The following is a 14,402-nucleotide window of genomic DNA, read 5'->3' on the forward strand; positions in this document are numbered from 1 at the left end:
GGCCCTCAGGACTGGCGCGGCACGGTTTCGTTGGTCTGCGCGGCGCGGAGGAAATCGAAGTCCACGCCCTGGTCGGCCTGCGTCACCGTGGCCAGGAACAGCTTGCGATAGCCGCGCTCGGCGGTGGGCCGCACCACCTCATGCTCGGCCGCACGGCGCGCCAGTTCGGCGTCGTCGACCAGCAGGGATATCTCGCGCCGGGCTACCGACAAGCGGATGCGGTCACCGCTGCGCACGTGGGCAAGCGGGCCGCCGATGGCGGCTTCCGGCGTAACGTGCAGCACGATGGTGCCGGCCGCGGTTCCGCTCATGCGGCCGTCCGAGATGCGCACCATGTCCTTGACGCCGGCGCGTGCAAGCTTCCTGGGAATCGGCATATAGCCGGCCTCGGGCATGCCGGGGGCGCCGGTTGGCCCGATGCGCTTGAGCACCAGGATGTCGTTGGCCCTCACGTCGAGAGTCTCGTCGTCGATGCGCAGGGCCATGTCCTCGGCATTCTCGAACACCACCGCGCGCCCTTCATGCTCCATCAGCACCGGATCGGCGGCGGACTGCTTGATGATGGCGCCACCCGGAGCGAGGTTGCCGCGCAGCACGGCAAGGCCCCCCACCGGGTAGATCGGCGCATCGAAGGGACGGATCACATCCTGCGCGAACGGCGCGGGCGCGGCGTCCAGTTCCTCGCCCAGCGTGCGGCCGGATACGGTGAGCGTGTCGAGATGCAGCAGCGGGCGCAGCTCGCGCAGCAGCGCCGGCATGCCGCCCGCCGCGTGGAAGTCTTCCATGTAGTGCTGGCCGGAGGGTTTCAGGTCAACCAGTACCGGCGTCTCGCGGCTCATGCGGTCCAGCCCCGCCAGGTCGATGTCGATGCCCAGCCGGCCGGCGATGGCGGTCAGGTGCACGATGCCGTTGGTGGACCCGCCGATGGCCAGCAGCACGCGGATGGCGTTCTCGATGGCCTTGCCGGTAAGGATACGGTCCGGCGTCAGGCCGGAGCGGGCCATGGCCACGGCGGTGGTGCCGGTGCGCTCGGCCACCCGCACGCGGTCGGCTGTGACCGCTGGCGCCGAGGCGCCGCCCGCCACCATCATGCCGAGCGCCTCGGTCAGGCAGGCCATGGTGCTGGCCGTGCCCATCACCGAGCAGGTGCCCACGCTGGCAACGAGCTGGTTGTTCACGTCGGCAATCTCGGCCGCGTCGATCTCCTCGGCGCGGTAGCGGCCCCAATAGCGGCGGCAGTCCGTGCAGGCACCCACGCGCTCGCCGCGATGCGAGCCGGTCAGCATCGAACCCGTGACCAGCTGGATCGCCGGCACGCCGGCCGAGGCCGCGCCCATCAGTTGCGCGGGCACCGTCTTGTCGCAACCGCCGATCAGTACCACCGCATCCATCGGCTGGGCGCGGATCATTTCCTCGGTGTCCATCGACATGAGGTTGCGCAGGTACATGCTGGTCGGCGCGGAGAAGCTCTCATGCACCGAGATGGTGGGAAAGTCCACCGGCAGCCCGCCCGCCAGCATGACGCCGCGCTTCACGGCTTCCACCAGCTGCGGTGCGTTGCCATGGCAAGGGTTGTAGCTGCTGTTGGTGTTGACGATGCCGATCACCGGGCGCGAAAGCGCGTCGTCGGTATAGCCCGCGCCCTTGATGAAGGCCTTGCGCAGAAACAGCGAAAAGCCCTTGTCACCGTAGTTGGTCAGCCCCTTGCCCAGCCCGCTCTCGGCGTCATGCGCGGGCTCGAAGGGGTCCTGCGCCGCAGTAGAGGGGTTCTTGGGGGAGTCTTGGGAGCCGGCCATTCTTATCTCCAATAATATTATTGATAATCCAGGAGGGCATGATAGCTGGCACGGCAATACCGACGCAATGGGAAATTGGATCCGCTGGCTTTAATTGAAAATTCAGATCAGTCGATAGAAAACTTCTGATTCTTCAATCAAGAGACGCCCCCTACACTCTGCCGTAGCGACGAGCCGGGCGTCCCGCGCTGCACTGCAGCGCAAGTTTTCCCATTCATACCAACCCGGCGCAGGAGATCCTCATGACCGGCATTCGACGCCCCGCTCGCCACAGCGTTTCCGCGCCCCGGCGCCAACTGTTGCTTTCCGTCCTGGCCACTGCCGGCGCGTTGCTGGCAGGCGCCATCGCCTTCCCCGGCCTGGCCGCCGCGGCCGACTATCCTTCCAAGCCGATCCGGCTGGTTGTGCCCTATCCCCCTGGTGGCGCCACCGACGTCATTGGCCGCACGCTGGCCCAGCACCTGTCCAGCGCGCTAGGCCAACAGGTCGTGGTCGACAACCGTGCCGGCGCCGCCGGCAATATCGGCGCGGAACTGGTGGCCAAGGCTCCGGCCGACGGCTACACCTTGCTGATGGGCGCGCTGACCAGCCATGCGATCAACGCTGCGCTGTACAAGAGCCGCGTTTCCTATGACATCGAGAAAAGCTTTGCCCCGGTGGCAATCGTCGGCACCGTGCCGCTGGTGTTCGTGGTCAATCCCAGCGTCAAGGCCAGCAGCCTGCCGCAACTGATCGCGCTGGCCAAATCCACCCCCGGCACGATTACCTTCGCCTCCGCCGGCAACGGTTCGCCGCAGCACCTGGCCGGCGAGATGTTCAAGCGCATGGCGGGCGTGGACATGCTGCACGTGCCGTACAAAGGCAGCGGCCCCGCCATGACCGATCTGATCGGCGGCCAGGTGCTCAGCATGGTCGAGACCGTGCCGGCGGCGCAGGCCTACGTCAAAGGCGGCAAGATCCGCGCGCTGGCCGTCACCACCAGCGAGCGCGTGACGGCGCTGCCTGATGTCCCGACCGCCAGCGAAGCGGGCCTGAAGGACTTCGAGGTCAACTCCATGTTCGGCATCGTGGCGCCGGCCGGCACCCCGGCCCCAGTGGTGGACCGGCTCAACGCGGAACTGAAGAAGATCCTCGCCGAACCCGACGTGAAGGCCTCGCTGCTCAAGCAAGGTGCCATCGCCACCTGGACCACGCCGGCGCAAACGCAGGCCCGCATCAAGTCCGAGCTGGCGAAATGGACGGCGGTGATCCGGGAAGCCGGTGTCAAGCCTGAGTAAACGCGGCGGAACTAAGCGCGGCGGAACGCCCGAGGGCTGGCCATGCGAGCCCTCGCATCCGGCATGGCGTTGCCCGCCCCGTCGCGCAAGTGACGCGGCGGGCGCAGTTCGCTCCGGCTCTTGACACCCCGATGATTGCGCCTATCATGACAAGCGCAATGCTGCGCCGCAGCAAGCAATGATTGCCACCGGCGAAATCCCTTCGCACGCGTTGCATCGTCCATCGGAGACGCTTATGGCCACCCCCTCTCACTCCGAAGTCATCGAAGTGCCCGCGCCCTATCCGGGCATGGCTTTTGGCCTGGTTGGCGCGTGGGCGCAAGTGGCCCAGAAGATCGGCGCGCTGAACCTGGAAACCGCCAGGGCCGCGGTCGCCGAGAGCAGCGAGTACTTTCGCGAAGCGGTAACGCAGCCGCTGGGCTTCGCCTTGTTCCGGCCGGAACTGGCCGACGTGATTACCGAGCACTTTGCCGCGTATGCCAACAGCCTGCAAGAAATCCTGTTCGGCGCGAACGGGGAATTTACCGGCGAACTGCAACGCCAGCTCGCCGCGATGACCGGTCAGGATCCGTTTCAGTGGTGCCTGATGGGACGGGATTTCCTGCCGGACTATGGCAGCACCCTGCCCAACATGAGCGTGGCGATGACGGGGTGGGTCGCGGCCTGCCTGCCGGGCGCCAAGCCGCTGCCTGTAGCAACAGCCGAACCCGCGCAGCGCAAAACGCCGCTGCTGGCAGCACCGGCCGACGCCAGGCCGGGCGCGGCAGCGGAATAAGCCGGAGCGCGGTTGCCCAGGTCAACTAGACCTCGACCACCAGCATGGAGGCCGCCGCATTGCCCGTCACCCGGCTCAGATGGCCCTTGCCGGTAACGTCTTCCAGCAGCAATGCGCTTCCCGCGCCGAGGGACCGGCGCTGCCCGTCCGAAGCTTCGAACTCCATCTCACTACTGAGCAGGACAATCCACATGCGGATTGGGGAAGGATGGAGTTCGCCGCGCCACCCGCAAGGCAGCAGCAGGAAACCGTAGCGGGATGCCTGCCCGAACGCCGAAACGTTGAACGCCGGCGCGGGCGGAGCGAACTGGCGGGGGACGGTCTCGATCGCAACCGGCCCGAAGTGGGATTCTCCGGCTGCGTCGGCATGGATTCGCTCATAGGCTAGTACCGGCGTCAGCGATGCCATCTCAACCCTCCCGTACACACGAAAAGCGCTGATCAGGAAAGTCCGTATCAGCGCTCGCCAGGCCGCCCCGCTTTCCGGCATGGGCCGTCACTGGCAGGCGGTACCGGGCACAGGCTTGCCCGAGTGGGTCACGCCCTGGCACGCGTCGCCGACATTGGTATCGGCATCGAAGGCCGCGCTGTTGTACGGCTTGAGCCGGCCGGCTACCGTGCAGCAAAAACGCGGCTCCGACGGGGCCTGCGCAGCCGGAGCAGCCGACGTGGGCGGCGGCGGCGGCGGGGGCGGCGCGTTCTTCACCATGCGGGCGGAGGTGGGCGCTTGCGCCGGGCTTGCGGTGGGCGCCGGAGCGGGGGCGGGGGCAGGAGCGGGAGCAGCGCGAGAAGCTGGCTGCCTGGAGGCCTGGGCGGCGGCATCCTGCTCATCGTCATCGGGGGAAACGCACTGGCCCTTCTGGCAGATTCGCTCCCCTTTGCACTGCATGTCATATTGGCAACCCGCTGCATTCGCATGCAGCGGTAGCGCTATCGCCATCGACGTGGCGAACAGCAAGCCCAGCGTTCTCATATGCCCTCCTACGCGACCGCCATCGATAAACGCTCACGCAGCGTCCCCACTCAGCGCTAGCGCCATCTTCAGCCTCCGGCATCTGCGGCCCGGCGGCCCTGGCCTCCTGGCTGAACACCGGGTTGGCCGGAGCGTTCAACCACCATCTTTAGAATAGCCAGCGATAGGGCACATCGGAGCACCGCGCGGAAAATTTTGTGAGCGCCGCCCCACCAACGATCGCGGTGGCTTGCAAAGCGGCATCCGGTTTCCAGCGCGGTCCCGACCAACCATGCCGTGACAGCGCGGGCGCCGAAACTTGCCGCGACGCGCCCTTGCACAAAGCGAACTTCCTGTTCAGCGCACCAGGAGCACTCGCAGCGTCAACGGCGCAGCCCGTCCACGTGCGCGCGTGCCTGGTCCCGCCGCGCGGCCTCGGCGACTTCGTTTGTCACCACCGTCTGGCCGATCGGCGCCAGCGCGATGCCGGCCAGCTTGAGATGCTGGATGGCAAAAGGAATGCCGATGATGGTGACAAAACAGGCAATGGCGGATGCCACATGGCCAAGCGCGAGCCAGACGCCGGCGAAGACGAACCAGATCACGTTACCGGCCAGGCCAAGGGCACCGGTGCCGATGTCATCCCGCTGGTGCAGTTCGCGGCGGCTGATAGCCTGCTTGCCGAACGGGAAGAAGGTGAATTTACCGATCACGAAGCAGGCCTTGCCCCATGGGATCCCGACGATGGAAACGAAGGCGAGCAGCCCGGCCAGCCACCAGGCCAGGCCCATGAATACACCGCCGAGGATGAACCAGAGAAAATTTAAGATGGCACGCATGAATCTCCCTCAGACAATTGAAGTCACGGCAGATGATACGCGAAGGTAACTTGCTTGCCCGCGGGCACAAGGCATGGCGTGCGCCAGACAGGATCGAGACCTTGTAAGATCATCGTCGAACGCCATCCCGGAACGCTTCCCCGCACACGAAAAGGCAGGGTGATCGACGACTTCAAGAAGGTCAACGACCGCTATGGCCACGATATCGGCGACGACGTGCTCAAGCGCGTTGCCGCGGAGATCAGGGAGGTGATGGCCGGTTGCCAGTTCGCGCGCCTGGGCGGCGAGGAGTTCGGCATCTACCTGAGCGAGATGTCGCGCGCCGAGGCGGAGGTACGTATCGACCTGCTGTGCCGCAGCGTCCGGGATCTGCCTTCGGCCCATCCGGTAACCATCAGCATTGGCGTCGCCCACCTGGACGGTGACACGCTCACCAAAGCCCTCATCAAAGCCGACGAGGCGCTCTATGATTCAAAGAGGACCGGCAAGGATAAATACACGTTCCACCGGGAAGCCAGTGCGCCGGGCGCCAAAGCCGGCCTGACCGGCCAGAACGCTGTTGGCTAGGGCGTTACTGGCGGGCCCGCTGGCCGGGCATCTCCCGGAACATCCGGCGCCACCCGGCGCAAGAGGATCGCCATGACCCGCTTCAGCACGCTACGCGCCACCTGGCTGGCATCCGCCTGCCTGACCGGCGCGGCACTGGCCCAGCAAAGCACCGTTGTCATCAACCAAAGCGGCGTCTCGGCCTCGGGAGCCTCCGGCAGCAGTGTCGTCGTCATCAATGGCCAGGTGCAGTCTTCCGTCGACGCCACCAAGGGAACGGGTCCCGAAAGGACCGAACGGCGCACGGTCGGGGCGTTTTCAAGCGTGCAGCTCAATGCCCCTGTCGAAGCGGTATTTTCGGCGTCGCCCACCGCGTCCGTTTCCATCACTGGCCCCGCGGACATCCTGCCGCTGATCGTGACCACCGTTGCAGACGGCAAGCTGTCGATCGGTCTCACGGCGCCGGTCGTGCTGGCCGCGCCGCTCAGGGTAGCCATTACCGGGCCATCGCTCCAGGCGGTCAGCATTCCCGGCGCCGGCACCTTGCGGGCGTCCGGGCTGCATGAGGCTTCCATCGACCTGCGCTTGTCCGGTTCCGGTTCGATCGTGGCCGAGGGGCAGGTCGGCAGCGTGCGCGCCGCCATCTCCGGCTCGGGCGAGGTGGACGCCAGCGCGCTGCGCGCGCAAAGGCTGGATGCGCAACTGAGCGGCTCGGGACGTATCCTCGGATACGCTTCGGATGCCGCCAGCGTGGCACTGACGGGATCGGGCGATATCGTGGTCGCCGGCAGGCCGCCCCAGCGCGCGGTCAGCCGGACCGGCTCGGGCCAGGTGTATTTCGAGTAGCCGCGCGCCGGATTGCTACCATGCGGCCAGCCCGTCCACGGCCTGTTGGGTGATGGCGACGCCATGCCGCACCGTGGCATCGCGCCAAGGCTGGGCCACCGGGATGAAGGCATCGAGCATGTCCGCCCGCAACTGCGCATAACGCCCGGTGCCGCGCTCCGCCCTGAAGCGCAGCCATTGGTCCAGACGCAGTGCATGCCCCATATTGCTGCCCCGCGTACCAAACTCGACCACCGCGCCCACCAGCGGCCGCTCCCCGAGGAAACGTTCGACGCCATGGAATACCAGCCCGCTATAGGCCGGCCGTGCCAGGCCGTGCGGGCGGACACCGAGCACGCGCTGCTCACCCCACCAGCTGGCGGCACGCGCCTGCTGGCCGCTGCCATCCGGGTTGAAGCACAGGAAGAAGGGTTCGCCGTACTCGCCGATGCCGGTATGCCAGTCGATCAGGCCGACCCGCCCGGCATGCGCCAGGTGCTCCCGCACGATGGTCTCCAGCGTCAGGTTTGACCACTCCCGGTGGTGGCCGCCGAACACCAGACCATCGGGGTGGCTGTACTGGCCGCGGGCGCGCGTGTCGAACAGGGCGTCGGCGCCATGCCTGGCCCCGTAGGCTTGCGCCGCGGCTTCCGCGTCGGCAACGCTGTCCCAGCTCCACTCCGCCGGAATCAGGCTGGCATGCAGTTCCGCATAGCCGGGATTGGCGGGAACCGGCTGCGCCGCGTCGAAGAGATGCGCGGCGAAGTTGCGATTCAGGTCGACATTGTTTTCGGTGGTGCGGGTGCCGTGCGCGAAGCCATAGGGATTGAGGCCGTGCACCAGCAGCACGCCCAGCCCCGCGGGCAATTGCCGGGCCGGCGCGCTGCGCAGCCATGCGACCTGCGCGGCCGAGCCGGCGTAGCCTTCCTGGCCATGGGTGCCACTGATCAGGACCAGCTGGCGCGGCGCGCGCGCGTCGCCGAGATGCGCCACGTCGATGGCCAGCGGCTCGCCGGCCGGCCCGCTGGCGTGCGGATGCGGGTAGACGCTGAGCGCCGCGCCGGCCGCATCGGCAGCCGCGCGGAACTTGTTGCGGGCGCCGGTGTAGTCCGGCGCGTAGAAGTCCGTGAAATCCATCGGGATATCGTCCGCGCTTATTCGGTGAAGGCGACGGTGACACCCGCCGCTTCGGCCGGCGGCACCACCAACAGGCCGTCGATTTCCGCGATACCGCGCACCTCGCCCGCCGCCAGTGCGGCACGCGCCGTTTCCAGCGCCGTCGTGCGCAGTACCAGCGCGACCATGCGGTCGCGCCCGTCGATCAGCGGCGGCACGCTGGCGCCAAAGCGGCGCACTGCCGCTTCCGGGCTTAGCACCACCACGGAGGCGCCCCCGGCGCGCAGCCGTTGCCCGTGCTGCCCCTGGCTCACGTGCTCGCTGCCAAACAGCCGCGCCAGCAGGCCAATGGTGCGCGCCGGGTCGGCTGCCGCGATCACGTATTCCGCGACGCCGGTCACGCCATTGGGATGCGCCTGCCAGTGGCCGCGCCAGACCAGCTCGGGCGTGAAGTGGTGGCAGAAGTAGATGCGGCCGTTGGGCACCTGGTGGGCCGCCAGCCGCACCGTGCGAAAGCGCGCGTCGGCGGTGGCGCCGGGCAGCTCAACCGGGCGCGTGAACTCGCGCGGGGGCCCTTCCACCTCCAGCCCGCGCGCCAGTATCTCGCGGTGCAGCCCGGTCGAGTCGGCGCTCTTGAAGACCAGCCCGGTCAGGCCCGGGGGCTCGGCCAGCAGGTCGCCGCGGCCCGTGGTGGCCTTGCCGGCTTCGAAGCCCAGCAACTCCAGGTAGTCCGTGTCGAAGATCGCCAGGTGGTTGCTCGACCCGAGGGAATGGTGGCCGCGCGGCGTGAGCTGGAAGCCAAGCCTGCGATAGCGGCTGGCCGCGTCATCCAGGCGTTCGTGGACATTGACGACCACGTGGTCGAGCAGCGGGATCAGGTTCGGCATTTCAGGGTTCCGTTTGAACGGGCGCGGGCTGGGATGGGATGGGAAGGCTATGTCCGCGGCCGGAGCGCATGGAGATTACGTGAGCCTGGCCCGTTACCCAACTGCGCGTTTCGTCTTTGCTTATGCGTGCCGATGCCATGCCGGGGCGGCAGCGCAGCGAGCGCCGCCACCAGCCAACTACCGTCTTTGCTTAGACGAAAAGCGCGTTTCCCTCGCGCGGCGGCGCCCCCTACACTCGCTGGCTGTCCAGCCTTAGTGCTTTTCTCGATCCTTGTGGAACCCCAGCCATGTCCCTGACCCGACGCGACTTCCTGATCCAATCCGGCGCCCTTGCCGCTGGCGCCGCCCTGCCCGGCACGCTGCTGGCACAGTCCGCCGAAGCGCCGCGCAAGGGCGGCGTGCTGACGGTCCTGCTGGGCGGCGAGCAGCGCATCCTCAACCCTGCGCTGCGCGCATCCACCGGCGTCTACGTGGTCTCCAGCAAGATCATCGAATCGCTGGTGGACCTGGACGCCAGCGGCAGGCCGGCACCCGTGCTAGCCACCAGCTGGAGCAGCTCGCCGGACGGCAAGACCATTACCTTCAAGCTGCGCGAGGGTGTCACCTGGCATGACGGCAAGCCCTTCACCTCGGCCGACGTGCAGTACAACGCGCTGGAACTGTGGAAGAAGCACCTGAACTACGGCACCGCGCTGCACCTGTACCTGGAAGCCGTCGACACGCCCAATGCGCAGACCGCGGTGTTCCGCTATTCCCGCCCGATGCCGATCGAGCTGCTGCTGCGCGCGCTGTGCGACCTGGGCTACGTGGTGCCACGCCATAAGTTCGAAGGCACCAGCGTATTGGAAAATCCGGCCAATACCGCGCCCATCGGCACGGGTCCCTTCCGCTTCGTCCAGTATGAGCGCGGTCAGTTCGTGATCGCCGAGCGCAATGCCGCTTACTGGCGCAAGAACACGCCTTACCTGGACCGCGTGGTGTGGCGCATCGTCACCGACAAATCCGCCGCTGCCGCCGCGATCGAAACCGGCGAGGCACAGCTGACCACCTATTCGCACGTGGGGCTGGCCGACCTCGAGCGCTTCAAGAAGGACGGTCGCTTCAAGGTGTCCACCAAGGGCCTGGAGGCAAATTCGTACAACAACACGCTGGAGTTCAACGTGCGCCGCAAGGAGCTGTCGGACGTGCGGGTGCGCCGCGCCATCGCGCACGCCATTGACGTGGAGTTCTTCATCAAGAATTTCCTGTACGGCACCGCCAAGCCGGCCACCGGCCCGATCCCCTCGACGTCGTCCTTCTATCCGGGTGGCAAGCAGCCCTACCCGTTCGACCGCAAGCGCGCCGAGGCCCTGCTCGACGAAGCCGGCTTCAAGCGCGGCGCCGACGGCAACCGCTTCACGCTCAAGCTGGTGCCGATCCAGAACGGCGAGGACGTGCCGCTGTTCGCCACCTTCGTGCAGCAGTCGCTGGCCCAGGTGGGCATCAAGGTCACGGTGCAGCAGCTCGACATCGCCGGCGCGCTGTCGACCGTCTACCGCGACTGGAATTTCGACCTGGCCACGGGCTGGCACCAGTACCGCGGCGATCCGGCGGTCTCGACCACCGTCTGGTACCGCTCCGGCAGCCCCAAGGGCGCGCCCTGGACCAACCAGTACGGCTGGCAATCGGCCAAGGTCGACAAGCTGATCGACGATGCCGCTTCGGAAATCAACCCGGCCAGGCGCAAGGCGCTCTATGCCGAATGGGTCAAGGAGGTCAACGACGAGCTGCCGGTCTGGATGGTGACGGAGCGCGAGTTCTACTCGATCACCAGCAAGCGCGTGCACAACGACCACAACACGCCGCGCTGGCCCTCCAGCAGCTGGTATGACACCTGGCTTTCGGCCTGAGCCGGCCATGCGTGTGTTGTTGCTCGCGCTGCGCAGGCTGGCCGCCAGCCTGCCGTCCCTGCTGCTGATCCTGTGCGGCCTGTTCCTGCTGCTGCAATTCGCCCCCGGCGACACCGTCGACGCGCTGGTGGCGGAGATGGGTGGCGCCGATGCGGCGGTCATTGGCCAGTTGCGGCAGTTCTACGGACTGGACGCCTCCACCACGGTGCAGCTCGGCCGCTACCTGTGGCGTCTCGTGCATCTGGACCTGGGCTACTCCGCCATCTATGGCAAGCCGGTGGCAGCGGTGATCCTGGAGCGCCTGCCAGTCACGCTGCTGCTGATGGGCTGTGCCCAGGTGCTGGCCGCCGTGTGCGGCGTCGCGCTTGGCGTCGCCGCGGCGCGCCGGGCCGGCCGCTGGCCGGATACGCTGGTGTCCATGCTCGGCCTGGTGTTCTATGCCACGCCGTCGTTCTGGTTCGGCCTGATGGGCATCGTGGTGTTCGCCATCCACCTCGGGTGGCTGCCGCCGGGCGGCTACCTGGATGTGGCCGCAGGATACAAGGGGCTGGAGCGCATCGCCGACATCGCGTGGCACCTGGTACTGCCCACCGTGACGCTGGCGCTGATCTACCTGGCCATCTACCTGCGCATCATGCGCGCGTCGATGCTCGAAGTGCTGAGCCTGGATTTCGTGCGCAGCGCACGTGCCAAGGGGCTGGCGGAATACGCGGTGCTGGTGCGGCATGTCTTGCGCAACGCGCTGCTGCCGCTGCTGACGCTGGCGGGGCTGCAGTTCGGCACCATGCTGGGCGGCTCGGTGGTGATCGAGAGCGTGTTCGCACTGCCCGGCCTGGGCCGGCTTGCCTATGACTCGGTGGTGCAGCGCGACCTGAACACCCTGCTGGGCATTGTCTTTATCAGCGCGCTGCTGGTGATCGCGATCAATTTCATTGTCGACATGCTGTATGCGCTGCTCGACCCCCGCATCCTTCACGAACGCAAGGCATGAAGCTGCTCCAACGCTATCTGCGCAACCCGGCCGCCTTCGTCGGCCTGCTGGTGTTGCTGGCGGTCATCGCCATGGCGGCCTCCGCCCCGCTCTTGTTCCCGGCCGACCCGCTTTCGCTGGCCGGGCGCCCGTTGCAATGGCCGCTGGAGGACCCGCGCTTCTGGCTCGGCACCGACCAGACCGGCCGCGACATTGCCGCCCAGATTTTCCATGGCGCGCGCGTATCGCTGCTGATCGGCTTCGTGGCCACGCTAATCGCCGTCTGCATCGGCATCCTGATCGGGGCGTTCGCCGGTTATTACGGCGGCTGGGCCGACAACCTGCTGATGCGGCTGACCGAAGGCTTCCAGACGTTGCCCAGCTTCCTGTTGCTGCTGGTGCTGGTTTCGGTATTCGGCTCCGGCATCGCCACCGTGACGCTGGCGATCGGGGCCGTATCCTGGCCCGCCACGGCACGGCTGACCCGTGCCGAGTTCCTGACGTTGCGCAACCGCGACTTCGTCCACTCGTGCCGCGCGCTGGGCATGCGCGACCTGCAGATCATCTTCCGCGAGATCCTGCCGAATGCGCTGCCGCCGGTGGTGGTGTACGCCAGCGTGGTGATGGCGCTGGCCATCCTGCTGGAAAGCGCGCTGGCCTTCCTCAACCTGTCCGACCCGAACGTGGCCTCCTGGGGCAACCTGATCGGCGGCGGGCGCGGCGTGCTGCGTTCGCAATGGTATGTGTCGGCCATCCCCGGCATCGCCATCCTGCTGACCGTGCTGGCGGTGTCGCTGGTCGGACAAGGCCTGAACGATGCACTCAACCCCAGGCTGAAGCGCCCATGAGCGGACCCTTGCCCTTTCTTCTCAGTATCGACGCGCTGAGCGTCGCCTTGCCTGCCGGCGCCGATCGCGGGCTGGCGTTGAACAACGTCTCGCTGGCGCTGGCGCCTGGCGAAGTCCTGTGCGTGGTCGGCGAGAGCGGCTCCGGCAAGTCGATGACCGCCGGCGCCGTGCTTGGCTTGCTGCCCGACGGGGTGCGGCGCAGCGCCGGCCACATCCTGTTCGAAGGCCGCGAGCTCATGGCCCTGTCCGAAGCCGGGTTGCGGCGCATACGCGGCGCCCGCATCGGCATGATCTTCCAGGAGCCGATGACGGCGCTCAACCCGCTGCGCACCATCGGTGACCAGATTGGCGAGGTGTTCCGCACCCACACCCGGCTGGGCAAGGCGGAAATCGCGCGCAAGGTGCTGAGTCTGCTGGAAGACGTACAGATCCCGCAGCCACATGCTGCCGCCGGCGCCTACCCGCACGAGTTGTCGGGCGGGCAGCGCCAGCGCGCCATGATCGCCATGGCGCTGGCGCTCGAACCCAGCCTGCTGATTGCCGACGAGCCCACCACCGCGCTCGACGTCACTACCCAGGCCCAGATCCTGCGGCTGATCCGCGAACTGCAGAAGCGCAAAGGCACGGCGGTGCTATTCATCACGCATGACTTCGGCGTGGTGGCGGAGATCGCCGACCGCATCGCGGTCATGCGCCAGGGGGAAGTGGTGGAAACCGGGCCCGCCGCCGAGATCCTGGCGCGGCCCCGGCACCCCTATACCCAGGCGCTGCTGGCCGCCGTGCCCGCGCTGGAGCCGCCGGCGCCACGCGTGGTGGCGGGTGACACGCTGCTCGCCATCGACGGTATCGGCAAGACTTATCGCAGCGGCAGCTGGCTCGGCCGGGGCCAGCGCCAGGTCCATGCACTCGACCAGGTCTGCCTGACGCTGCCGCGCGGCGGCGCGCTGGGCATCGTGGGCGAGAGCGGCTCCGGCAAGAGCACACTGGCACGTTGTCTGGTGGGACTGCTAGACCCGGACCGCGGCAGCCTGCGGCTCGATGGCGAAGATCTTCTCGCCGGCGGCGCGGCGCGGCGCCGGCAACGCGCCCGCCGTATCCAGATGGTGTTCCAGGACCCGTTCGGTTCGCTCAACCCGCGCCGGCGCGTGGGGGAACTCGTTGCGCAGGGACCGCTGATTCACGGGGAGCACCCGCTGCGGGCACGCCAGCGAGCGGCTGAGCTGTTCGAGCTGGTGGGACTGGACCCCAGCGCGCTCGACCGCTATCCGCATGAATTCTCCGGCGGCCAGCGCCAGCGTATCGGCCTGGCCAGGGCGCTGGCGCTCGAGCCTGACGTGCTGGTGGCCGACGAGCCGGTCTCGGCGCTGGACGTCTCCGTGCAAGCCCAGGTCCTGGCGCTGCTCGACGACCTGCGCTCGCGCACCGGCTTGTCGCTGATCCTGATCACGCACGACCTGCGCGTGGCCGCCCAGGTCTGCGACCGCGTCGCCGTCATGAAGGACGGGCGCGTGGTGGAGCAAGCGGCTACCGCAGCGCTGTTTGGCTCGCCCCGCCATCCGTACACGCAGGCCTTGCTGGCAGCGGTGCCGGGCAGGCAGGCGGTGGCGGGCCGGGCAAGGGCCGCTGGGGTCTCGCCTGCCTGCGCCGAACCCGATGCGGTGCAGGCAGGCCTCTGGTGATCC

At 67.6% G+C, this 14,402-nt stretch carries 14 protein-coding genes; 8 read left to right on the top strand and 6 right to left on the bottom strand.

The genetic code is table 11. The features are described 5' to 3' along the window. Nucleotides 1–5: 5 nt before the first annotated feature. A complete protein-coding gene (locus tag AC1DS6_RS12370; RefSeq protein WP_477102542.1) occupies nucleotides 6–1,796 on the bottom strand; it encodes an IlvD/Edd family dehydratase in 1,791 nt (596 codons plus the stop codon). A gap of 242 nt (nucleotides 1,797–2,038) precedes the next feature. On the opposite strand from AC1DS6_RS12370, the gene AC1DS6_RS12375 reads away from it, so the two are divergent. Next, nucleotides 2,039–3,073: a Bug family tripartite tricarboxylate transporter substrate binding protein gene (locus AC1DS6_RS12375; RefSeq protein WP_441628509.1), complete on the top strand. Its 1,035-nt coding sequence runs from the start codon at nucleotides 2,039–2,041 to the stop codon at nucleotides 3,071–3,073. A gap of 235 nt (nucleotides 3,074–3,308) precedes the next feature. Beyond that, nucleotides 3,309–3,848: a hypothetical protein gene (locus AC1DS6_RS12380; protein WP_441628511.1), complete on the top strand. Its 540-nt coding sequence runs from the start codon at nucleotides 3,309–3,311 to the stop codon at nucleotides 3,846–3,848. A gap of 25 nt (nucleotides 3,849–3,873) precedes the next feature. Here the strand turns inward: AC1DS6_RS12380 and AC1DS6_RS12385 are convergent, their stop codons facing one another. From AC1DS6_RS12385 to AC1DS6_RS12395, 3 genes are all read right to left on the bottom strand, one after another. Next, nucleotides 3,874–4,257, bottom strand: coding sequence for a cupin domain-containing protein (locus AC1DS6_RS12385; RefSeq protein ID WP_035862823.1), 384 nt, complete (start codon nucleotides 4,255–4,257; stop codon nucleotides 3,874–3,876). An 87-nt stretch (nucleotides 4,258–4,344) separates the two neighbouring features. Further along, a complete protein-coding gene (locus tag AC1DS6_RS12390) occupies nucleotides 4,345–4,821 on the bottom strand; it encodes a hypothetical protein (protein ID WP_441628513.1) in 477 nt (158 codons plus the stop codon). A gap of 362 nt (nucleotides 4,822–5,183) precedes the next feature. Further along, nucleotides 5,184–5,639: a YccF domain-containing protein gene (locus AC1DS6_RS12395; protein ID WP_045241077.1), complete on the bottom strand. Its 456-nt coding sequence runs from the start codon at nucleotides 5,637–5,639 to the stop codon at nucleotides 5,184–5,186. Between the two features lie 159 nt (nucleotides 5,640–5,798). Here AC1DS6_RS12395 and AC1DS6_RS12400 point away from each other — a divergent pair, with 159 nt between their 5' ends. Both AC1DS6_RS12400 and AC1DS6_RS12405 read left to right on the top strand, forming a co-directional pair. Next, the gene (locus AC1DS6_RS12400; RefSeq protein ID WP_441628515.1) at nucleotides 5,799–6,206 is read left to right on the top strand and encodes a GGDEF domain-containing protein; all 408 of its coding nucleotides are present in this window, start codon (nucleotides 5,799–5,801) and stop codon (nucleotides 6,204–6,206) included. 72 nt (nucleotides 6,207–6,278) lie between these two features. Next, on the top strand, nucleotides 6,279–7,031 hold the full coding sequence (locus AC1DS6_RS12405; protein ID WP_477102543.1) for a head GIN domain-containing protein: 753 nt from the start codon (nucleotides 6,279–6,281) through the stop codon (nucleotides 7,029–7,031). Between the two features lie 15 nt (nucleotides 7,032–7,046). Here AC1DS6_RS12405 and AC1DS6_RS12410 read toward each other — a convergent pair whose 3' ends face one another. Further along, entirely contained in the window at nucleotides 7,047–8,168 is a 1,122-nt protein-coding gene (locus tag AC1DS6_RS12410; protein ID WP_477102583.1) for a M14 family metallopeptidase, read from the bottom strand. Further along, a complete protein-coding gene (locus AC1DS6_RS12415; RefSeq protein WP_441628519.1) occupies nucleotides 8,165–9,013 on the bottom strand; it encodes a VOC family protein in 849 nt (282 codons plus the stop codon). Before AC1DS6_RS12415 ends, AC1DS6_RS12410 begins: the two co-directional genes overlap by 4 nt. Before the next feature lie 287 nt (nucleotides 9,014–9,300). Here AC1DS6_RS12415 and AC1DS6_RS12420 point away from each other — a divergent pair, with 287 nt between their 5' ends. From AC1DS6_RS12420 to AC1DS6_RS12435, 4 genes are read left to right on the top strand one after another with little or no spacing between them, the layout of a single operon-like run. Next, nucleotides 9,301–10,902, top strand: coding sequence for an ABC transporter substrate-binding protein (locus AC1DS6_RS12420; protein WP_441628521.1), 1,602 nt, complete (start codon nucleotides 9,301–9,303; stop codon nucleotides 10,900–10,902). Nucleotides 10,903–10,909: 7 nt separating this feature from the next. Then, nucleotides 10,910–11,893, top strand: coding sequence for an ABC transporter permease (locus AC1DS6_RS12425; RefSeq protein WP_045241082.1), 984 nt, complete (start codon nucleotides 10,910–10,912; stop codon nucleotides 11,891–11,893). Further along, a complete protein-coding gene (locus AC1DS6_RS12430) occupies nucleotides 11,890–12,720 on the top strand; it encodes an ABC transporter permease (RefSeq protein ID WP_441628525.1) in 831 nt (276 codons plus the stop codon). Before AC1DS6_RS12425 ends, AC1DS6_RS12430 begins: the two co-directional genes overlap by 4 nt. Further along, nucleotides 12,717–14,399, top strand: a complete 1,683-nt coding sequence (locus AC1DS6_RS12435) for an ABC transporter ATP-binding protein (protein WP_477102544.1) — start codon at nucleotides 12,717–12,719, stop codon at nucleotides 14,397–14,399. The genes AC1DS6_RS12430 and AC1DS6_RS12435 overlap by 4 nt, the downstream gene beginning before the upstream one ends. The last annotated feature ends 3 nt before the right edge of the window (nucleotides 14,400–14,402 follow it).

Source organism: Cupriavidus sp. 05L310 (genome assembly GCF_056398185.1).